Below are 21,117 nucleotides of genomic sequence, written 5' to 3' on the forward strand. Positions count from 1 at the left end.
TTTTAGGGTACTTCCTACAAATTTGAGTGGGTATTCTACAAACTTTAAGTCTTATTCTACAATTGCGGTTATTTTCTCTTACTTCGAAAGTGGGATTCTACAATTTTGAAGGTACTTCCTACAAATTTGAGTAGGGATTCTACAATTTTGAAGGTACTTCCTACAAATTTGAGTAGGGATTCTACAATTTGCAAGCCACATTCAACAAATAAAAAGGACCTTCCCGATTTACAGGAAAGTCCTTGATTGGAGCCTAGCCCCGTTAACGTTAACGTACTGTTTCTACACTCTTAGCTTTGGCAATTTCTGCGGCCACATCTACAATCATGTCCTCCTGGCCGCCGACCACTTTACGTTTACCTAACTCTATTAAAATATCGCGTGAATCGATGCCGAACTTGGATGCCGCTCGTTTCGCATGAAGCGCAAAACTTGAATAAACGCCCGCATAACCAAGCACAAGACTGTCTCTTGTAATCTCTTGTGGAGTTTGTAAAATGGGTGCGACAATCTCTTCAGCTAAATCCATCATTTTATAAACATCTACGCCTGTTTTGATGCCCATCCGGTCAAGCACGGCAACAAGCACTTCCGTTTGCGTGTTACCTGCTCCGGCTCCTAAACAGCGGACACTTCCATCGATTCTAGTAGCGCCTTCTTCGATCGCCACTAAAGTGTTCGCCATTGCAAGGGAAAGGTTGTTATGACCATGGAAACCAATGTTAACACCTACATGCTGTTTCAAGGCACGGATGCGTTCACGGACCCCCTCAGGAAGCAAGGCGCCCGCAGAATCGACTACATAAATCGAGTCTGCTCCATAGCTTTCCATTAACTTAGCTTGCTCTACTAATTTATCAACCGGTGCCATGTGCGACATCATCAAAAATCCGACGGTTTCCATCCCTAGTTCCTTCGCGGCATGGATATGCTGCAGGGAAACGTCCGCTTCCGTTACATGGGTGGCCACACGTGCCATCTTTGCCCCTAATTTCGCTGCTTCCTTTAGGTCTTTAACCGTCCCAATTCCTGGCAGGAGAAGGACGGCAATTTTAGACTTGTCTGCAACAGAAACAGCCGCCTCAATTAATTCCAGTTCATTTGTTCGGGACAGGCCATACTGTAAGGATGAACCTGCTAAACCGTCACCATGGGATACTTCAATATAAGGAACGCCTGCATCATTTAATGCTTTTGCTACCTTTAAAACCTGGTCAACTGTAAATTGGTGGGCAATGGCATGGCTGCCATCCCTTAATGCTACCTCTGTAATAAAAATATCTCGGGCATTTGTCATTGTGTTGTTCTCCCCTTTCTATTAAACTAGCTGATTCGCTTTTAGATTTTTCGCAAACTCTTCCGCTACCTTTACGCCTGCGGCTGTCATAATGTCCAGGTTTCCGGAGTATTTCGGCAGGTAGTCACCCGCGCCTTCAACTTCGATAAAAATAGTCACCTTATTGCCATCAAAAATAGGTTCGGTACGTAAGCGATATCCAGGCACATAAGACTGAACTGCTTTTTCCATTTCTTTAATAGATTGGGTGATCTTCGCTTCGTCCATCTTTCCTTCTTCTACAAGGGCATATACGGTATCACGCATTAATATTGGCGGTTCGGCAGGGTTAAGGATAATGATCGCTTTTCCTTTCTTCGCTCCCCCTACTTCTTCGATTCCTCTTGATGTCGTGACCGTAAATTCATCAATATTAGCACGCGTTCCTGGTCCGGCACTGCGGCTGGAGATGGTTGCAACAATTTCCGCATACTCTACCGGGCTTACGCGGTTAACCGCATGAACCATTGGAATCGTTGCCTGACCGCCACATGTAATCAGGTTGATATTCTCCGCTTCGATGTTCGAACCCATATTTACTGATGGAACGACAAATGGTCCTCTTGCTGCCGGAGTCATATCGATCACTTTTTTTCCCGCTTCTTTTAGCAGCTTTGCATGGCGGATGTGGGCTTTTGCAGAGGTGGCATCAAAAACGATATCTGCTAATTCAGGCCGCTCAAGAAATCCTTCTAATCCTGTATCGATAGCTGTGTATCCTAATTCTTTAGCACGTCTCAATCCATCCGATTCCGGATCAATACCAATGACAGTCGTGAGTTCCAAAATTTCAGAACGCCCTAATTTAATCATGAGATCGGTTCCAATATTACCTGAACCAAGAATGGCAACTTTTACTTTTGACATGTTCGTTCTCCTCCTTTAATTTCTAAAAATAATTTATGTAACCGAGCCTACGCGAGCGCAGGTTGGGTTTTAAATCCCATATTTTTTGAAATCTCTAATGAAGCCTGTTTAATTTCTTTAATCACTACAGCCAGCTTGTCTTCGGTAAGCCTCACTTTTGGTGAGGCACAGCTAATGGCTGCAATGACCTTCCCTTGATGATTAAAAATAGGAGCGGCCACACATTTGAGACCTAATTCAATTTCTTCATCATCGACAGAATAGCCATGCTCCCGAATCGTTTGAAGCTGTTTTTTTATCTCTGCTTTATCCGTCAAGGTATACTCGGTAAACGGTTTCAAATCCTCGTTCGCTAAGAGGCTATCAATCTCTTCTTCCTCTTGAAAGGCAAGAATGGATTTCCCTACCCCTGTACAGTGGATTGGAGCTCTTTTACCGATTTGTGAGTAAATTCTTAAGGAGCGGGGACCATCCAATTTTTCAATATAAATAACTTCACCGCGTTCAAATACAACTAGGTGGACGGTTTCCATAAGTGATTCAACTAATTCTTTCATAATCGGACGGGCAATTTTTCCAATATCAAATTGATTGCTTACTTTGTTTCCAAGCTCGAAAAGTTTTAAGCCAAGCTTATATTTCAAATCATCAGGATTCTGTTGAAGATACCCTCGATATTCAAGGGTTTTGATGATTCCATGAATCGTACTTTTTGAAAGACCTAGCTTTTCACTTATTTCTTTTACACTGAGTTCTGAATTGGAGGCTAAAAACAATTCAAGGACGTCTGCTGCTCTTTCGATGGATTGAATGTATCGTTCAGCCATTTTCGATTCCTTTCTGTTCGACATTGTCGAATGTCGTTCGTAAATATTTAATTTATGTCTTTATAGTAACTAACAAACAATATATCTGTCAATTCAGAATTGTTGTTTTTCAAAAAAAAAGACTCTTCCCCCAATGTTGGTGGAAAAGTCTTCGAGTTCATTTATTTTGATAATAAAGCTAACACTGTGTCTAAAATTACATTTACCCCTTTTTCGCAATCTTCCCAAGTGGTTAATTCCTCTTCGCAATGGCTTTTTCCATTTATGCTTGGAACAAACAGCATGGCAGTAGGGACGTAGCTGGCGATAAACTGGGCATCGTGGCCGGCACCGCTGACCATTCGTTTATTGGAATACCCCAATGAGTTTGCGGACTGTTCTAATTGACTGCAGATTTCCGGTGCAAACCAAACGGTGTCACGGTCCCATAGCTTGGTTGTTTTGATCCCACAGCCCTCATTGTCTTTAAAATTTGACAATCCTTGAATGAAATCCTTGACGGTACCGACGATTTCCATATCCTTGTGCCGTGCTTCAAGAGTAAAGACGACTTTATTTGGAATGACGGTATGGATGCTTGGATACACGTTTACTCTTCCAATCGTAAAGACCAAATCAGGATCTAATGAGCCTAAACGTGAGCGAATTTCATTGATTAAATTATTGGTGGCAAAAAGGGCATCCTTTCTCATATCCATTGGGGTCGTTCCCGCATGGTCGGATTCTCCTGTTACTTCAATTTCATAACATGCCATCCCAACAACACATTCGACTACACCAATTGTAAGTGATTCCTTTTCGAGAATTGGACCTTGCTCGATATGTAGCTCTAAAAAGGCGGTTGCTTCTTTTAGACGATTGGATACTTCTCCTTCATAGCCAATTGATTTAAGTGCTTCTTCAAATGTAATTCCGTCAGCATCTTTCTTTTTCAACATGACAGACTTGTCAAATTTGCCTGAGAGCACACCTGAAGCCATCATCGAAGGCTCAAATCTTGCTCCTTCTTCATTTGTAAAGTTGACAATCGTAATCGGAATCCGGGGCTTAATGTTATTTTCCACTAATGTTCTCACCACTTCCAGCCCGGTGACAACACCTAAAACACCATCAAATCGGCCTCCTTTTTTGACGGAATCAAGATGGGAGCCAATGAGAATCGGCGGTTTATTTTCCGTGCCTTCAAGTGTGGCATACATGCAGCCCATGTCATCCACCTTGACTGTCATGCCTAATTCCTCGCAGCACGTTCGGAAATAATCTCTTACGCGGCGGTCTTCCTCTGACAATGACAGGCGTGTGACCCCGTTATTTTCTGTACGGCCAAAGCCGGCGAACCGTTCTAGTTCCTTTTGTAGTCTTTCCCCATTAATCAACAACTTTTGTTTCTGCATTTAAAACACTCCCTTTTAGAAAATAAGTGCAGCTATTTTCTTTTAATGTTTATAAATCTCTTAGAGTACAAAAGCGGGAAAATTCAGTCATTTTAATCATATCTTGGACGACCCTCATTTGTCACTAGACAAAATATCAAATCCTTCACAACAATTGTTTTATAGTTTGTATGATTTACAGTACACGCCACAAAAAAACACCCAGCATAACGCTGAGTGTCCACTGGATGCGTACAAATGTACACGAATGGTGCCTGACACCATTTTTAATCACTTGTAAAACCTGTAAAGCCCATGGAGGCGGTTGAGAATGATTCATCCCATTTTTGTTTGTGTTGTTTGCGCTGGTCGGATTTTAGGTCTGCGCATAGACGGGTGATTTCGACCTTCTGATCATAATGCCATTCTAAGGCGATGGAGGCATAAAGTTCATTAAGCTGGGCATAGGAGAAATCCTTTGTAGCCTCAATGACTTCCTGAATCTCTTCCTCGGAGAGGATACGACCGATTTTTTTACGAACCAAATACTGATAACGAAGCTCTTTCGTTGGCAATTTGATCTCATAGGCTCGGTCAAATCGGCCGGAGCGGTTCATCAGTGCCGGATCAATCTTTTCTGGGTAGTTCGTCGTCCCGATAAGGAAAATCCCCTCTTTTGAAGTCGCCCCATCTAATATGTTTAAGAAAACAGACCGAACACTTGCAGGCATGGAGTCGATATCCTCAATCACCAATACCATTGGCGTCAATTTTAATACAGAGGTGAACACCTCTTTAATCGTATAGCTCGAGGTGAATTCGGTAATCTGCCAATAGGCGACAGGCGCGTTAATGCTGCTGGCAATGGATTTCACGAGTGTCGTCTTTCCATTTCCTGGCCTTCCGTATAATAGAATCCCCCGCTTGTAGGGAATATCGTAGGTTTTGAAAAACTCACCGCTCTCAGAGAAGAATTGGTCAATCGAACGGTAGATTTCTTTTTTTAAAGAATCCTCTAAAAAGACATCATCTCGGGTTACTAAGCTAGTAATGCTTTCAATCTCGGTCTCCACGCCATCATCCGTATCCGTGAAAACCGTGACGTAATTTTTGATATATTCCCGTTTTCTCTTTAGAACATATTTCAGAAACGACACTAAACAAGCATCATTTTTGGCAAAAATGAGATCCCGGTCCATATCTCCATCACTTTGAAAAATCATCACTCTCGATAAGGCCACTTCATAGTTCGGATAATAGTAAAGCCCGTTTTCCACACGCGGTTTTACAATGAACTCCATCGTTTTATCGGTATGGTTCGACGAAATCGTTTTCGTCTCGCCTTCCTTATAAATATAGCTAATCAGCTGCAATTCCGAAGATTCCTCTTTTAAGTCTTCTTCGAGGATATCCCAAATTTCATTGGAGGTATCTGAATCAGAGTACATTTGAAATTCAATACCCGTTTCAACCACAAGCTTTTCTTGAATAGTAGAAACAATTTTGCCAAAGTCATAATAATATGGCAAGGATTCTCGGTCTATCTCTCCTATTTGAAAAAGAACATTATTATTTTTCATTTAGTTCTCCTTTTAAAAAATATACACCTTTATTATCCCTCTACTATGCTAATAGTCTAGTGGATGATTTTAGCACTTCATTCCTCTACAATTGGAACAAAAATCTTTTCATATTGGTAATCCCAATCCGCTTCATTAATCTTAATAACAGATGCATTTTCAACTGGTTTAAATTTCTCTAGTGATTCAATAGGCCAATTCATTAGGAATGTAAGGAGCATCTGAATAAAGGCTGCATGCGTGACAATCACGACATTTTCGTAGCGCCCCTGCTGCTTCGCGCGTTCTAGAACGGTGTTCATAAACATGGTTGCCCGCAGGTACACATCTGCTAATGATTCTCCATTTTGATAGCGGAAGTAAAATTGTCCTGCCGCTTTAAATTCCTTTTTTGCCTCCGGAGTGCGATTGTTAAAATCATATAAATTTCCTAACTCCCACTCTCTTAGCAGCGGGTTCTGGAAAAATGGAATTTGCTCGGGCAGTAACGAATGAATCGCCTGCGCCGTTTGCATTGTCCGTAAATAAGGAGAACAAAATAGGACTGACTTTTCATTTACAATCTCTTTCATAAATTCAGCTGTCATTTGTGCTTGCTTATGGCCGATCTCGGTCAAACTATGCTGAGAATCATGAGTATGTGCCATCAAGAATCTATCTACATTATGCTCTGCTTCCCCATGGCGAATTAGATAAATATTCATAGTCTCCACCCCTTATGTATTTAATGGTAATCTCGATTATCTTACAATCTACTTTACCAAGTTCCTAATGATTGGTAAAGGAAGATATCTAAATAATCTGAATTATATATTTGAAAAATAAAGAGGAGGCGCCGGAATAGCAATAAAAAACTGGATAGCTTTTAAAATTGCTATCCAGCTTTGTTATTATTCTTTTTTTATGCCTCTACGATATCGGGCTGTTGATATACTTCGGTTTCAAATTCACCTGTCGCTTTGCTTGTTAAGACCCCTGCTGTCATGGCGCCGCTGACGTTTAAGGCAGTGCGTCCCATGTCAATCAAAGGCTCAACAGAGATTAATAGACCGACAATTGCTACAGGCAGGTTCATGACAGATAGGACAATCAGGGCTGCGAAGGTGGCGCCTCCTCCAACACCTGCTACGCCAAATGAGCTGATGGCCACAACTAAAATAAGCGTTAAGATAAAGGATAAACTTGTTGGGTCTACCCCTGCTGCAGGTGCGACCATAACAGCTAACATTGCTGGGTAAATTCCGGCACAGCCATTTTGACCGATGGTAAGCCCGAAGGATCCTGCAAAGTTGGCAATTCCTTCAGATACTCCTAAATCCTTTGTTTGCGTTTTAAGCGTCATCGGCAGTGTCCCTGCGCTAGTTCGTGAAGTGAAGGCAAAGGTTAGGGTAGGTAATGCTTTTTTCACATATTTATAAGGGCTGAGTTTTGCTAGTGTTAATAGTAGCAAATGCACAATAAACATGATAATCAGTGCCACATAGGAAGCAATGACAAACTTACCTAATTTGGCAATGGCGTCGTAATCACTTGTTGCCGCTACCCTTGAAATAATCGCAAGGATTCCGTATGGCGTCAGCCGGAGAATGAGTGTAACCACCCTCATGGTTATCGAATAAAGAGTATCTATTATTCTCGCAAACGATTCTGCATGCTCTGATTCCCTGCGTTTGACTCCAAGATAGGCAATTCCAACAAACGTGGCGAAAATGACAACGGCAATGGTTGAGGTCGGACGAGCCCCAGTTAGGTCTTGAAATGGATTGCTTGGAATGAGTTCGACAATTTGCTGCGGCAGCGTCATGTTTTCTACACCTGCCACTCTCTCTTCTAATTGAGCATTCCTGGCTTTTTCAGCTGCCCCTTCTGTTAAATGAACACCATCAAGGTTAAATCCTAATGCTGACCCAATCCCAATAGCAGCGGCAATGGCAGTGGTTCCAAGAAGAATTCCAATTACAAGGAAGCTGATCTTTCCAATGTTTTTTGTTAATTTTAGTTTCGTAAACGCGCCAACGATAGATATGAAGACTAACGGCATCACGACCATTTGTAACAGTTTCACATACCCGTTGCCGACAATGTTAAACCAATCGATTGAACCGGTGGTTACTTCGGAAGTTGTTCCATAGATTAAATGAATGAGATAACCAAAAATAATACCTAAACCCAGCGCAGTAAAAACACGCTTTGAAAAAGAAACGTGCTTTTTTTGCATCATGAACAAACCAACCATGAGTAATACCAGAACGGCAATATTCACGATGATTAGAAAGGTATCCATATTGTTCCTCCTTTAATATTTATGGAAATCGCCAATACAACACATTCCCATCAACCAAGTCGGAATTATAAATTACGAGTTTCATCAAACGTTTGATATCTAATGGATATGTCGGGTATAACCTTAATATACCAAGCCTTTAGTACCATTTAATCAAACGCTTGATTAGTTTTTCTGGCAAATGGTGAATATCAGACCCGGCATGACTTCAGCCTCGTTTAATCAAACGCTTGATTAGTTTTTCTGGCAAATGGTGAATATCAAGCCCGGCATGACTTCAGCCTCGTTTAATCAATCGTTTGATTAGTTTTTATGAGGTAAGGCAAATATTAGACCCGGTATGCGTTCATCTCTATTTAATCAATCGTTTGATTAGTTTTTCTGTAGTTTGAAAAAAACGGGACTAGAAAGCCTTCTTAGCAGCATAAGAAATTAATTCGCTGATAAATGCTCCAGATTCGCTGATAAAATATAAAAATCCGCTGATAAATCCTTTAAATCCGCTGATATTTTGTATTTTTCCGCTGATAAACGGCTTATTATTAGTTTCTAAAACTTCTTATTTGCGAAAAAACAGATCTTATTTGCGAATTTCAAGGTTTTATTTGCGAATTTAGGAGTTTTATTTGCGAATCTGAAGGTTTTATTTGCGAACCGAGCAAAGAGCCACCAATTCATTAGCGAATTTAAAATGAAAAGACTGCCCCAAAAGGACAGCCCTGACTGATCCACCTTATGTAAATCAGTTTTTTTGTCTCATATTCATAATCATTTGGATCATACCTTCAACTAGTGCAGGTACCTCCTCAAAAGCGCTTTTCATATGGAGACGTTCCGTACGCTTATGTGCGTCTTTTCCAAGGGGGCCGACATTTAAAACCGGGGCTTGGAGCTGGGCCATCTCTGTGAATGGGATGCTGTAGCTGCTGCCCCATACAGGGGTGTTTGCTTGGAAAGTAGTCCATCCTTCCCCTTCATCCCGATAATTCACATAGCTTAAATCGCTAATACCATTGAAATAATGGATTTGTTTTACCGGCAAATCAAATTTTGCGTGCCCTTCCTTCTTTACGTAATCCACACATTGTTTCACAAGTTCATCCTCCGATGAATTGACCGCAGGATAATAAGGAGGTGCAAAAAGCAGGACGATGGCTGGTGCAAGTTCCTGACACTGGATCATCAATGTATCAGCAATTCGGAAGGATTTTTCCCGGTCATCCCACTCTTGGTTAGCATGAATGCCAGCCTTAATTGCTTCCACCTTTTCTTCCCCAAACTTTTGGGTGGCATGCTTTAATAAATCTTCGTAACGTAACACACGCACGCTTCCAACCGGCTCTGCAAATAGTTCTCGGCAGACTCGCGTATATGCTTCGTTACAGGCTTTAGCAGCATCTTTGGCAACTTTTTCAAAAATCCTCATGATTTCATCGGCATTCCGCTTCATTAAAAACACATTATATAAAGCTGATGCCCGGTAAGGTGTTTGCACAGAATATTCCAGTTTTAAATCCTTTTGTTGAAGGGTGACAGGAAGAGGAGTAGTTTCACCCATCTCCCTTTCTTGCAGCATTGGATTCCATTCCATTCGCTGCGTTAAAAAAGAGGCGATATACGGCGCCGTAATGCCGCTAAGCGGTTCACCAACATGCGTCTCTTTCCCATAAAATAGGGCGGACGGCATGATTTTGCCGATTGAACCTGAGTAAACATAATAATTTTTATCACCCGGTTCTTGCGTAAATACCGGCTCCCCATTCAGGAATAGTTTATATGTCAGCTGATGCTCATCCTTTAATTCCAAAAGCTTGGTCACTGCTGCACGCATTCCTGACGAATTGACCTCCTCGTCCGGTACGGTCAACAGAAGAAGATTAATCGGCCATTCCTCGACCGAGGCTTTTTCGATCAAGCCCATATGCATAACAAGACCCATTTTCATGTCCATCGTGCCTCTTCCGAATAGATACTCTCCTGATTGAAGATCGTTCCTTGCATCCTCCGGCAGCTCATTTTTTCTGGTCAGAAGGAGCTGGGTTAATTCTTCTGGCTGATATGCGTATTCCTCAAGATCCCCATACTCTTCTGTATTCACGGTATCAAAGTGACTAATAAGGACGATGGTTTCCTTTGCACTTGGGTGTTTATATAATGCCGTTAAAAACCTCCGGCCTAAGTCGGCATCATGAAGCTCTAAATGATTAGTGTTCTCTTGAAAATAGGTTACTTCTGCGAGCTTTGCTTGTACTTTTGAAGGAAATTCTCGTTCTCCCTCCGTTAATGTCATGCTCTTCCAACTCACTACTTCACATAGGAGCCTTCGAAGAGCATCCGGCGTCCCCCATCTAAGTTGTTCCATTATATTAATACCCCTTTAAATTTTGTAATAGTGTTAGTTAAAGGCCTGCGTTTATGTTCACTTCGGTGTTTTTCTTATTCTTAAAGTGGTAGAAAATGAAGCAGACCGCCAAAAATCCTAACCCTACCAGTAAACCGACTAGCTGTGTTGGGTCGAAGGCCAGGAATAGTAAGATTGACACACAGAATACGATACAAACTATTGGGATTACTGGATAAAACGGTACCTTGTATTGTAAATCCTCTAATTTACCGCCTGCACGCAAATATTTCTTTCGAAACATCAATTGGGAAAGAGCGATTCCAATCCACGAAATGGTCACCGATATACCTGCAATCGACATTAATAATACAAACACCGTGTCTGCAGCAATTACGCTTGTTAACAAGGATAAAAGCGAAAATATCATTGTAAACACCAGGGATGTGAAAGGAACTTTACGCTTTGACAGCTTTCCAAATACTTTCGGTGCCATTCCATCATGCGCCATCGCCCACAGCAGTCGGGTCGATGCATAAATACAGGAGTTTCCAACCGAAAGAATGGCTGTCAGGATGACAAAATTCATAATATCTGGAGCGAATGGGATACCCGCTAAATCCATCAATGTAACGAATGGACTTTCCAATAATCCTAATTCCTTATTTGGAAAAATTGCTGATAAAATGACAATTGAAGCTAAATAAAAAATGATAATTCTATAAAGGACGTTCCGAATCGCACGTGGGATATTCTTTTGCGGATCCTCGCTTTCACCTGCTGCAATTCCAATCAATTCCGATCCTTGATAGGAAAAAATAACGTTCATCATGGTCACAAAAAGAATGACAAACCCCGCCGGAAACAATCCTGATGGAGCCAAGTTCTCTAAAAAGGGTGCCGGGCGGTCTTCCAATGGAATAATCCCAAAAATCGCGCCAAAACCAATAATGATAAAAAATATGACAGCTATTACTTTAATTCCCGCAAACCAATATTCTGCCTCCGCAAATCCCTTCGTTGTCAGGGCATTGAGCACGAATAGCAATGCAATGAAAACGGCACACCACACCCAGACCGAAATGTCTGGAAACCACCGTTTCATCAATATTCCCGCAGCGGTAAATTCTACACCTGCCGTAGTCGCGGATCCAATGAAATACATCCATCCAAGCGAAAATCCAGCAGATGGACTAATGAACTTACTGGCATATGTTTGAAACGACCCAGTTACCGGCATATAGACAGCGAGTTCCCCTAGGCACACCATGACTAGGTATAAAATGATTCCTCCAAATAAATACCCGATTAATGCACCGCCCGCACCTGCCTGATTGATGGTATAACCAGCGTTTAAAAACAATCCCGTTCCAATGACTCCCCCCAACGAAAGCATAAACAAATGCCTGCGTTTCATGGATCGATTTAATTGATTTTGCTGTTCCCCATGTTCGACCATACCTCTTTCACCCCTTGTATTTTAGCAGAACCTACCATCCTCTTAAAAACGCAGCGATAAGCAGCTTAATCCGCCATCCAGCTTGCGGAATTCCGACATATCAAGCTCGATCGTTTGATAGCCCGCATCGTTAATCTTTTGCTTTGTGATTGGGTATCCGGCCGGGATGATGACAAAATCATTTACTCGAATACAGTTTGCCGCGTATTCCTCTTCCGGCGGGACAATAATTTTGGTATATTCATTGAAATCTGGATGGTCGATGAATTCGCCTGCCACGACAACGGTTTGATTTCCTAAATAAGAGATTCCTGTTTTTAAATGAAAGAACTTTTCCAGCGGAACAATCGTTGCCTTGTAGTTTTCCAATTCTAAAATTGTTTTTAACTGTTCGGCCCCTTCCTGATTTGTCCGCGTTGAAATTCCGATATAGAAATGGTCTTCAATTTGAAGAATATCCCCGCCCTCAAGTGTTCCAGGCGCTTTAATATAATAAATATTTTCATAGAAGGATTTGATAGAAGGCTCCATAGCATGGATTTCTCCATTCCTTGTTGGTGCACCTGGATTGGAAATGACCGCGAATCTAGGTGTCAAAACGGCTGTGTCCTCTACGAAGGTAGAATCCGGGAAATCCGCGTGACTCTGAAGGACTGTTACCTCTGTTCCGCATTTTTTCAAAGCTTCAATATAGGCTTCGTGCTGCTCTAGAGCTTTTTCTAGTAAAGGTGTTCCTAAATCGGCTGTGGTTATTCCATTAATGTAGTTCTCTCCAGGTACTCTGACAATTGTGTTATTAAACATGATTATTTCCCCCTTTTATTAATTACGGACCACTGGACACGTTAGACATGTCGGTCCGCCCGTTCCTAAATAAGAAATTTCATTGCCTTCATATTCATAAACTGTTGCCCCGGCCTCCACTAATTTCGCCTTTGTGTAAGGGTTTCCAGAAACCATCACACATACCCGCGGTGCTAAAGCTAGAACATTACAGCCAAGCCGGTGATATTCCTCATCAGGCACTTCAATGAGCTGAAAGCCGCGTTTGATGAGCAGCTGTCGTAAAAATACCGGCATCAACCGAGAGTAAACAACAGCCAAATTGTCGTCGACAATACTTATAAATGACATAAGATGAAGACATTCTTCTTCCCCTTGATCATGAGGGAGCTGCACTACTATACACTCATCAACTATATCCCTAGTCATTTCTTTGATTTGTTCAATTGCCTCATCATTCGTTCGATAGCCGCGGCCAATTAATAATGTGTGATCATCGAGCCAAACAAGATCTCCCCCGTCTGCTGTCGCCTCTCCCGTGAGTTCTCCAAGAATAGGGATATCTTTTTCTAGCAAGTAATTTTTATAGGCTTCGGCCTCAGGCTGACGTAATTTTTTCCCTGATTTTAAAATAATCGCACCTTTTTTCGAAAATTTAACGGGATCATGGGCATAAAGAGAATCTAAACCAACACTTTCTGAAGCAGGTAAAAATTCAATATTCTCCACATGTTTGTTCATAATCGCAAGAAATTGTTCATACTCCTGCACTGCCTTGGTAAAATCAGGCTCACTGAAATAATTAAATCTTTTCCATTCCTTATTTAAATGCTCCTGATTACGAAAAGCATCTTTTGGATGCTTGACGATTACCCGGTTAAGCTTTTTATGCATCGATGCTAGCATGAATTTTCATTTCCCCCTTTCTTTTTTCCGCATAGTGGAATATAATTCTTATTAATGGAAAAACTTATATTTATGATAATAATGCAGCTGTTTTTGCATGTCAATATATTTAGAATTGACTGAAAAAATATTTTTAGGAGATGAAGTGATGCAAACAATTGATCGAGCCATGGAGGTTATTAAAGTTCTTGCTGGAAACGACACAAAGCGCTGGTATTCCATTACTGATTTATCTAAGGAATGTGAGCTCCCAGTCAGCACGATGCATCGTTTGTTACATTCGATGATGCAGCACGGATTAATTCAACAGGAGGCCGAAACAAAGCTTTATTCAATGGGGAATGCCTGGTTGGAATATGGCTTGCAGATGTATGATACCATTGATTTTGTCGGGCTTATCCGCCCTGAAATGGAAGCATTGATGCACGAGTGCGGGGAAAGTGTTTATTTTAGTAAACCTATTGGTCTGGAATCGTTAATCGTAGAAAGAATTGACTGCCCCCATAACCCGATCCGCATTTATGACCAGCTGGGGATAAGAATTCCGATGAATATTGGGGCCGCCAATAAAGTCATGGTAGCCCATATGCCCAAAAATGATGCTGTAAAAATCGTAAAAAAGCTGGTACCTATCGAAGTAGACAAAGCGGACTTTTTAAATTTATTGAACAAGATTCGTGACGATGGATTTGCCGAAAGTCATGGTGAAAGAACGAAAGGCACTTCATCTGTTGCCGCTCCAATCTTTGACCATTCTAATGAATTAATAGGTGCCATCAGCATCGGGTATGTCAGCTTTAATGTAACAGAAGAAAGAGAAAACTTTTTAAGGAATAAAGTGATGGAATACGGCATGCGCATTTCTACTAAATTGGGAAGAAAAAGAAGTTAGTGATTGTCCACTAACTTCTTTTTTCATAAATAGGAATTTGGATAGTTTGTGCTTCTTCGAGTTTTTCCTGTTTATCGTTATAGACATCGCTTGTTAAGACTTTTATCCAGTCAATCTTTTGGCTTTTTGTATCCTTTACAATAAAACCAAGGCTGCCACGTTTTACTTCATCCCCTTCTAAGACGCCATTGAGATGTTCGAGATACATATCCTGATTCCAGTCTGCCTTTACACCCGTATTGGTCTCAAATAGTGCAACAGGAGCAAATTGCCGTTTTTCTTTTGATAGGTTTTTAATATCGACGCTTATTTTGATAAAGTCAAACTCTTCAGCCTCTGTTAACGGATGAAAATAGTCAATTAAACTGTAATCTGGGCGGTAATGAAGCAGCTTTACTTCCCTTATTGTGTATTCAATATCGCCAAAATGATAAGTCTTGTTTACCTGCTTCATTGCTTTTAGTGTTGCTTCCCCTTTTTCATCCGTAAAGGACTGGCCTGGTCTTTGCAAAGTGGAGTCATCCGTCACCTGAGGGCTGTTATAATAGGCGTCATGCTCCGCTTCTGAAATCTTTTTATCTTGGGGTTGTTCAGCTTTCGAATTAGATTGAATCGATGATAACGAACAGCCTGCGAGAAGAAAAACAAATGAAAAAATGAACATAATCTGTTTCACATTGACTCCTCCAATCGGGAGAAAGGACTTTTTTGAAAAATGAATCCCGCCGCAAAGAGCAGCGGGATTTTTTTATCATAGAAAACTTACTTATCTTCGATTACAGTTTTTTTATTGCCTTTTTCAAGGATGCCAAAAATGATTTTGGCATTATCGGTGTTGTCGATTTGACCTGCAAAGCGTTCGCTGGCAGGACCAAATGCATATACATTTACGTCCTCACCTGTGTGACCGCCAGTTGTCCAGCCTGTGAATGAACGGGTGTCAATGATTTGTTCAATAGCATTATCGATATCTACCACTCTTTTGGAACCAGCAACATCTTTTACTGACTGAATTTCTTTATCGGTTAATGGAAGATCAAGATATTTGGTCAACGTTTCTTTCACATCGGCACCACCTGCGATTTGCTCAGCCATAAAATCCGGTGTGCGTTTCGCTGCCTTAATAGGAGCACTGAACCAGTTGTATTCACCTCGGGCACCAATGGAGTAACCGCCGGTAGAATGGTCAGCCGTTGCTACAACCAGCGTATGCCCATCCTTTTTAGCGAAATCAATCGCTGCTTTAAATGCTTTTTCGAAGTCTTCCATTTCACTCATGGCACCGACAATATCATTGTCATGTCCGGCCCAGTCAATTTGGCTTCCCTCCACCATCAAGAAGAAGCCTTTTTTATTTTGATTTAGCCGATCAATGGCCGCATTCGTCATATCCGCAAGCGAAGGCATTTCTTCTGTACGGTCAATCATTTTCGGCATGCCGCGCTTCGCAAAAAGCCCAAGCACCTGGTCATTATTGTCCTTTTTCAATTCCTGAAGGTTTGAAACAGCGCTGTAGCCATCCTTTTGGAATTCCTCAACAAGGTTACGGTCTTTGCGAATAAATAAATCCGAACCGCCTCCTAGAAGGACATCAATTTTGTGTTTTCCGTTAACCCTTTCATCAAAATAATCATCCGCGATCGCATTCATATTATTACGGTTTACATCATGCGAACCGAAGGATGCTGGAGTTGCGTGAGTGATTTCGGAAGTTGCGACTAACCCAGTTGCTTTTCCCTGTTCTTTCGCAGCTTCAAGCACTGTTTTCACTTCTGATTGATCATTGTCGACCGCTATTGCGGCATTGTAGGTTTTTACTCCCGCGGCCATCGCTGTCGCGGCCGATGCCGAGTCGGTTACATTCTGTTTCGGATCTTCTGGATATGTAGTTTGCTGCCCGACGAGGTATTTATCTAACTCAGTAGGTTCAACGAATTTAGTGGCAGGATTATCCTTTAAATAACGGTAGGCCGATGTATAGGAAACACCCATTCCATCACCAATAAGAAAAATTACGTTTTTAATTTCAGCATTGGTGTTTACTGGTTTATTTGTTTGCGCCTTCGCAGCGATTGTACCTTCAAAACCTGCAAATGCTACAGTTGAGACCATAGCTAATGGAAGAATCTTTTTAACCAGGTTTTTCTTAAACAATTTAATTTCCCCCTTAAAATAGTTATCGTACGATTTTCATTATAGAGAGGTAGTTTTAAGACAATGTAAATAATTGTAAACGCGCGAGGATTAAAAAAGAGAATTATTAGGAATTTTACCCCAGTCCTTATAAAAAAATTGATAAAATTTCTTATTTCCACCGTCCCCTCTCCCTACTTATTACCCACTTTTCTTAATCATTTCTTTACAAAAAACGAACAATTGCTGGTTCTCATTTTTTTCTTTTAATATTTGAAATATTGTTGTATCTTGGATAGGAATGAATTAAATTTCGAAAGGCGAAACGTATGTGGAAAAACAGAAATGTATGGATTTTATTAACGGGAGAATTTATTGCTGGTATAGGTTTGTGGTTTGGCATAATTGGTAATTTGGAATTCATGCAGGACATGCTCCCGTCAGACTTCTTAAAATCACTCCTTCTAGCAGGTGGACTGCTTGCAGGAATTGCGGTTGGACCTTATGCCGGCAGACTTACTGATCACTCGAGTAAAAAAAGGGTTATGCTTATCGCTGGTTTTGTGAGGGCTGTCAGTGTAATCTTTATGCTCATTGCCATTGCAGCTAACTCAATATATTGGATGGCCATTTTTCTAGTCTTGCTTCAAATTTCAGCCGCTTTCTATTTTCCTGCCCTTCAAGCAGCCCTTCCAATGGTCGTTCCTGATAAGGAACTGCTCCGTTTAAATGGTGTTTATATGAATGTCTCGACCCTTTCCCGGATTATCGGAACAGGATTGGCCGGATTATTGCTGGTCATCATGCCGCTTTCGATGCTTTATGTAAGTTCTCTGGTTGCATATATCGGATTATTCATCCTTACTTGGTTCTTGGATATTGATGAAAGCAAGGGAATTCAGCAAATTAAGAAAAGCACTTTAGAAAAGACCAGTTTTAAAGATGTTTTTCCGATTATTACAAATCTGCCAATTGTTTATATGACCCTCATCATGACACTGGTCCCCGTTTTGTTTCTCGGAGGATTTAATCTTATGGTGATTAATATCAGTGAAATTCAGGATAGTTCTGCCATTAAAGGGTGGATTTACACGGCGGAGGGTATCTCCTTTATGATTGGTGCTTTCTTCATCAAACAAATCAGTAACAGAATTACCCCCTATTTCATTCTGTTTGCTTGTTCCTGTCTGATTGGGTTATCGGAGGTAATGCTCTATTTAGCAAACCTTCCGGTGGTAACCATTGCCGCCTTTGTGTTATTTGGATTTTCTGTCGGCTGTTTTTTCCCGACAACGGCCACTATCTTCCAAACAATGGTACCAAAGGATTTCCACGGACGATTCTTCTCTTTCCGAAACATGCTTGACCGAATTAGCTTCCAGATTGTTCTTCTTATTAGCGGATTTCTGTTAGATTTGATTGGTCTTCGGCTCATGTGTGTCCTTTTCGGAAGTTTATCGCTTATCATGACCGCTATCTTTTATTTAAGGCACCAACACATGCAAACCCTGCAAACCCCGGCCCGCACAATCAAACAAGAAAATTAAAACAAATGGTGTCAGGCACCGCCCGTGGACAAATGTCCACGAGTGGTGCCTGACACCCTAATATACCATCTAGTATTCTTTTTTTTGCGTTGAGTTTATCCAGGCTTGGAAAGGGGAGTAGGTGTTTTCGGGGAGTACACGAATCATTGGGATACTTCGTTTTTCCACAGGCAGGGTTATATGATCATATATAAATTGGTCGTCGAAACCAATTTTTGCTGCATCTTCTTTTGTACAGCCATAATAGATTGTCTTAAGCCGGGACCAATAAATGGCACCAAAACACATCGGACATGGCTCGCAGCTTGTATAAAGCTCACAATCTGTCAATTGGTAGCTATCTAAAAATTCACAGGCCGCTCGAATTGCTTGAATCTCGGCATGTGCTGTGGGGTCCTTCTTTGCTGTTACTTGATTACGGCCGACACCGATAATTTGGCCGTTTTTTACCACTACTGCACCAAATGGCCCTCCGCTGTTAGTAATCACATTTTCATTAGCAATATCCACGGCCATCTTCATATATGTCTCTTCTCTCATAAACTACCCCCATCCCTTTTCAATTTCCCTTAACTTAATTTATTATCACTAGGCAGGAAAAAGAATTGTAAATTGATTACACCAAACACTTTTATAACTAAAAAACTAGCTCTCTCAATTTGAGAAGCTAGTTTTTCCTACTATTAGCGTTATTTATTTCTCTTTACTTTTCTTTTTCTTTGGTACTTTTTCAGGCATGGTTTCTACCCAGGTTATAGATCTCTGAATCCATTCCTTTATTTTATCAGGCTCTTCCCTCCATTTTTCCGGCAGCGCAACATACTCTTTCATCGGCCTGCCTGGCATAGGTTAAAACTCCGTTGCCCCTTGTTCCTCTAAAAGACGAAGACGCTCTTGTAGTCTTACGAAAATTTGCGGGCCAAATAATCCTGCGGACATATTGCCATTAATAAAGCTCGCTAGGTTGCCGAACATCGGCTTTATATTGATTCGGGGATCCACAGGAATAACAGTAGAGAAAAATGCTTTTGAGTCTTCATCTGGGCGTGGAAATGACATATAACCCCCTCCTTCCATTTAATATTGTAAGCCGCATTTTCATCACTTTAATTCTCTATTTAGTTCCATATTTCAAAAGTAATGTTACCATCTTGTCTTTACCGTATGAGTTTGCTATATCAAGAGAGGATTCCCCTTCTATATCTACCACAATAGGATCTGCCCCGATGAACTCATGCTCCAATCCAAACAACTAGGAAGAAACAAAGTATCCGTCATCAACGGCTTACTAAACGAAAAAGTGGTCTAACCTATGTAGAATAGTTAGACCACTTTTTTTATTGTTGTTGGTGTCAGGCACCATTAAAAGACATTTTACGTTTTTGTCCACGTGGGGTGGACACTTCACAACTTAGTCTGCAATCAGGCTTTGTATGTATTGGTCCGCGCGTTGGATCATCATTTCGTCGGTTAGTCCTGTGATTCCAAATGCTGTCCAGCCGGAATAAACTTGTGGCGGTCCCGGGAGTATTTCAATTAAGGACAGGATGTCCCAATAAGGATCATATTTGAAGTCTATGGTACCTGCGTGCCTTTGATATGCTGCTAAGAATGCGTCCGCTATGTGAGTGCCGTATAAAAGAGCTAAATTCAACCGGCAGTGGCCAACATCAATCCCAGCAGGACCCCGGCAGGCATTTACCCAATCAACTACCCCGCTGATTTCATGCCCTTCCCATAAAACATTAGCCGGATGATAATCCCGATGGATGAAGCACTGCTTAGTGTAGGGACGAGGTTCTCTTATTCGATTAATCGCCTTTTTCCATAAGTATGGACAGCTTGTCCAAGTGGGGATATCCAAGGAGTTGATATCCACGTAGGGGTTGTAGGACCATGGAAAGTCTTTCACGTCCACGGAGTGTATCTGAACTAATGTTTCAGCAAGACCGTCCAGCCATAGATTCATATTTGCCGGACTTAGTTCTACAATGCCCGGGAGCCTCGTCATCAGCACAGTTGGCACTTTACAGGAAGTCCCAGTTATATCATATGCAACGATTTTTGGTGTCTGAATGCCCGTTCGTGCTGCTCTTTTTAGACTCTCTGCTTCATGCAGGGCCAAATCTGGCTCTGCCAATACCCATTCTTCATTGTCGAATAACCGTAAAACGAGCTCTGAGACTCCTTGTTCACCCTGAATTGATAGACCGTATACCCTAGAAGACGTTCCGCCTTTTAGCAGACTAATAGAGTGCACTTTTGCCTTCCGATCCACTGAATCTATAACCCATTTTAAATGGTTATCCGATAATCTGAATGCATAATCATCGAACACAAACAGTCCCCCCTCATATGAATCTTCTTCCAATTCTATTCTTTAAATTAATATAACAATGATGGAACAATCAAACAAACCACAAAGTAACAGAAAATCGGTGTCAGGCACCTATTGTCCGTCCTCAGAGGACAAATGGAGGGATTTGTCCTCGAGTGGTGCCTGACACTATAAGACCGTTTAATATTTTTTTTCACGGCAGTATTTACAGACTTTGATTTTTTCGTTTGTTTCAGTTGTGTGTGGGTACAGGAGCTTTATTCTTGTTCTCCCGCATAATGGGCATGTCCCCCGCCCATTTGAAGGCAGGTAGCTGATTGTTTTTCCACGGTTTCTCTTCGCCATTTCCATCCATCCCTATCCAAAAAAATATCGTTTCTTTATCTAATGTTGAACAGGCATAAAGATTGATAGGCAAATAATTGTTTTTGCAGCTAAAGCTAAATATTGT

The 21,117-nt window shown here is 41.3% G+C and carries 20 protein-coding genes; 2 read left to right on the top strand and 18 right to left on the bottom strand.

Annotated features, from left to right (window positions below; genetic code table 11):
• Positions 1-268: 268 nt before the first annotated feature.
• The 11 genes from dmpG to PH210_RS14005 form a co-directional block, all read right to left on the bottom strand.
• Positions 269-1,297, bottom strand: coding sequence for a 4-hydroxy-2-oxovalerate aldolase (dmpG, locus tag PH210_RS13955; RefSeq protein WP_289986255.1), 1,029 nt, complete (start codon positions 1,295-1,297; stop codon positions 269-271).
• Between the two features lie 21 nt (positions 1,298-1,318).
• Positions 1,319-2,203: an acetaldehyde dehydrogenase (acetylating) gene (locus tag PH210_RS13960; RefSeq protein WP_289986256.1), complete on the bottom strand. Its 885-nt coding sequence runs from the start codon at positions 2,201-2,203 to the stop codon at positions 1,319-1,321.
• A gap of 47 nt (positions 2,204-2,250) precedes the next feature.
• A complete protein-coding gene (locus PH210_RS13965) occupies positions 2,251-3,030 on the bottom strand; it encodes an IclR family transcriptional regulator (RefSeq protein WP_289986259.1) in 780 nt (259 codons plus the stop codon).
• 161 nt (positions 3,031-3,191) lie between these two features.
• The gene (locus tag PH210_RS13970; RefSeq protein ID WP_289986261.1) at positions 3,192-4,424 is read right to left on the bottom strand and encodes a Zn-dependent hydrolase; all 1,233 of its coding nucleotides are present in this window, start codon (positions 4,422-4,424) and stop codon (positions 3,192-3,194) included.
• Positions 4,425-4,690: 266 nt separating this feature from the next.
• Entirely contained in the window at positions 4,691-5,983 is a 1,293-nt protein-coding gene (locus tag PH210_RS13975) for an AAA family ATPase (protein WP_289986262.1), read from the bottom strand.
• Positions 5,984-6,060: 77 nt separating this feature from the next.
• A complete protein-coding gene (locus PH210_RS13980; RefSeq protein ID WP_289986263.1) occupies positions 6,061-6,687 on the bottom strand; it encodes a histidine phosphatase family protein in 627 nt (208 codons plus the stop codon).
• Between the two features lie 197 nt (positions 6,688-6,884).
• Entirely contained in the window at positions 6,885-8,267 is a 1,383-nt protein-coding gene (locus tag PH210_RS13985; RefSeq protein WP_289986264.1) for an L-cystine transporter, read from the bottom strand.
• 742 nt (positions 8,268-9,009) lie between these two features.
• Entirely contained in the window at positions 9,010-10,629 is a 1,620-nt protein-coding gene (locus tag PH210_RS13990; protein ID WP_289986265.1) for a M20/M25/M40 family metallo-hydrolase, read from the bottom strand.
• Positions 10,630-10,666: 37 nt separating this feature from the next.
• Entirely contained in the window at positions 10,667-12,067 is a 1,401-nt protein-coding gene (locus tag PH210_RS13995; RefSeq protein WP_289986266.1) for an amino acid permease, read from the bottom strand.
• 42 nt (positions 12,068-12,109) lie between these two features.
• The gene (locus PH210_RS14000; protein WP_289986267.1) at positions 12,110-12,871 is read right to left on the bottom strand and encodes a dimethylarginine dimethylaminohydrolase family protein; all 762 of its coding nucleotides are present in this window, start codon (positions 12,869-12,871) and stop codon (positions 12,110-12,112) included.
• Between the two features lie 18 nt (positions 12,872-12,889).
• A complete protein-coding gene (locus tag PH210_RS14005) occupies positions 12,890-13,756 on the bottom strand; it encodes a dimethylarginine dimethylaminohydrolase family protein (RefSeq protein WP_289986268.1) in 867 nt (288 codons plus the stop codon).
• Positions 13,757-13,904: 148 nt separating this feature from the next.
• On the opposite strand from PH210_RS14005, the gene PH210_RS14010 reads away from it, so the two are divergent.
• The gene (locus tag PH210_RS14010) at positions 13,905-14,648 is read left to right on the top strand and encodes an IclR family transcriptional regulator (protein ID WP_289986270.1); all 744 of its coding nucleotides are present in this window, start codon (positions 13,905-13,907) and stop codon (positions 14,646-14,648) included.
• Between the two features lie 10 nt (positions 14,649-14,658).
• On the opposite strand, the gene PH210_RS14015 is transcribed toward PH210_RS14010, so the two are convergent.
• Complete coding sequence (locus tag PH210_RS14015) at positions 14,659-15,324, bottom strand: DUF4352 domain-containing protein (protein ID WP_289986271.1); 666 nt, start codon at positions 15,322-15,324, stop codon at positions 14,659-14,661.
• Positions 15,325-15,410: 86 nt separating this feature from the next.
• Positions 15,411-16,760, bottom strand: coding sequence for an alkaline phosphatase (locus PH210_RS14020; RefSeq protein ID WP_483312116.1), 1,350 nt, complete (start codon positions 16,758-16,760; stop codon positions 15,411-15,413).
• 350 nt (positions 16,761-17,110) lie between these two features.
• On the opposite strand from PH210_RS14020, the gene PH210_RS14025 reads away from it, so the two are divergent.
• Positions 17,111-18,328, top strand: coding sequence for an MFS transporter (locus PH210_RS14025; RefSeq protein ID WP_289986274.1), 1,218 nt, complete (start codon positions 17,111-17,113; stop codon positions 18,326-18,328).
• A 69-nt stretch (positions 18,329-18,397) separates the two neighbouring features.
• On the opposite strand, the gene PH210_RS14030 is transcribed toward PH210_RS14025, so the two are convergent.
• The 5 genes from PH210_RS14030 to PH210_RS29965 form a co-directional block, all read right to left on the bottom strand.
• Positions 18,398-18,868, bottom strand: coding sequence for a nucleoside deaminase (locus tag PH210_RS14030; protein ID WP_289986275.1), 471 nt, complete (start codon positions 18,866-18,868; stop codon positions 18,398-18,400).
• A gap of 153 nt (positions 18,869-19,021) precedes the next feature.
• A complete protein-coding gene (locus PH210_RS14035) occupies positions 19,022-19,174 on the bottom strand; it encodes a hypothetical protein (protein WP_289986276.1) in 153 nt (50 codons plus the stop codon).
• Positions 19,175-19,177: 3 nt separating this feature from the next.
• Positions 19,178-19,387: a hypothetical protein gene (locus PH210_RS14040; RefSeq protein ID WP_289986277.1), complete on the bottom strand. Its 210-nt coding sequence runs from the start codon at positions 19,385-19,387 to the stop codon at positions 19,178-19,180.
• A gap of 352 nt (positions 19,388-19,739) precedes the next feature.
• Positions 19,740-20,666: a phosphotransferase family protein gene (locus PH210_RS14045; protein WP_289986278.1), complete on the bottom strand. Its 927-nt coding sequence runs from the start codon at positions 20,664-20,666 to the stop codon at positions 19,740-19,742.
• Positions 20,667-20,846: 180 nt separating this feature from the next.
• Positions 20,847-21,017: a hypothetical protein gene (locus tag PH210_RS29965; RefSeq protein WP_502306726.1), complete on the bottom strand. Its 171-nt coding sequence runs from the start codon at positions 21,015-21,017 to the stop codon at positions 20,847-20,849.
• Positions 21,018-21,117: the final 100 nt, after the last annotated feature.

The sequence above is a fragment of the Paenibacillus sp. BSR1-1 genome, from assembly GCF_030403775.1.
GTDB lineage: Bacteria > Bacillota > Bacilli > Bacillales > Cytobacillaceae > Neobacillus.

Bases quoted from the DNA above. Each gene is read 5' to 3' on its own strand.
- PH210_RS13970 (WP_289986261.1), bottom strand. From the start codon at position 4,424: ATGCAGAAACAAAAGTTGTTGATTAATGGGGAAAGACTACAAAAGGAA.
- PH210_RS13960 (WP_289986256.1), bottom strand. From the start codon at position 2,203: ATGTCAAAAGTAAAAGTTGCCATTCTTGGTTCAGGTAATATTGGAACC.
- PH210_RS13985 (WP_289986264.1), bottom strand. From the start codon at position 8,267: ATGGATACCTTTCTAATCATCGTGAATATTGCCGTTCTGGTATTACTC.
- PH210_RS14040 (WP_289986277.1), bottom strand. From the start codon at position 19,387: ATGTCATTTCCACGCCCAGATGAAGACTCAAAAGCATTTTTCTCTACT.
- PH210_RS13965 (WP_289986259.1), bottom strand. From the start codon at position 3,030: ATGGCTGAACGATACATTCAATCCATCGAAAGAGCAGCAGACGTCCTT.
- PH210_RS14010 (WP_289986270.1), top strand. From the start codon at position 13,905: ATGCAAACAATTGATCGAGCCATGGAGGTTATTAAAGTTCTTGCTGGA.
- PH210_RS14005 (WP_289986268.1), bottom strand. From the start codon at position 13,756: ATGCTAGCATCGATGCATAAAAAGCTTAACCGGGTAATCGTCAAGCAT.
- PH210_RS14025 (WP_289986274.1), top strand. From the start codon at position 17,111: ATGTGGAAAAACAGAAATGTATGGATTTTATTAACGGGAGAATTTATT.
- PH210_RS13990 (WP_289986265.1), bottom strand. From the start codon at position 10,629: ATGGAACAACTTAGATGGGGGACGCCGGATGCTCTTCGAAGGCTCCTA.
- PH210_RS13980 (WP_289986263.1), bottom strand. From the start codon at position 6,687: ATGAATATTTATCTAATTCGCCATGGGGAAGCAGAGCATAATGTAGAT.
- PH210_RS14000 (WP_289986267.1), bottom strand. From the start codon at position 12,871: ATGTTTAATAACACAATTGTCAGAGTACCTGGAGAGAACTACATTAAT.
- PH210_RS13975 (WP_289986262.1), bottom strand. From the start codon at position 5,983: ATGAAAAATAATAATGTTCTTTTTCAAATAGGAGAGATAGACCGAGAA.
- PH210_RS13995 (WP_289986266.1), bottom strand. From the start codon at position 12,067: ATGGTCGAACATGGGGAACAGCAAAATCAATTAAATCGATCCATGAAA.
- dmpG (WP_289986255.1), bottom strand. From the start codon at position 1,297: ATGACAAATGCCCGAGATATTTTTATTACAGAGGTAGCATTAAGGGAT.
- PH210_RS14030 (WP_289986275.1), bottom strand. From the start codon at position 18,868: ATGAGAGAAGAGACATATATGAAGATGGCCGTGGATATTGCTAATGAA.
- PH210_RS14035 (WP_289986276.1), bottom strand. From the start codon at position 19,174: ATGCCAGGCAGGCCGATGAAAGAGTATGTTGCGCTGCCGGAAAAATGG.
- PH210_RS14020 (WP_483312116.1), bottom strand. From the start codon at position 16,760: ATGGTCTCAACTGTAGCATTTGCAGGTTTTGAAGGTACAATCGCTGCG.
- PH210_RS29965 (WP_502306726.1), bottom strand. From the start codon at position 21,017: ATGGAAATGGCGAAGAGAAACCGTGGAAAAACAATCAGCTACCTGCCT.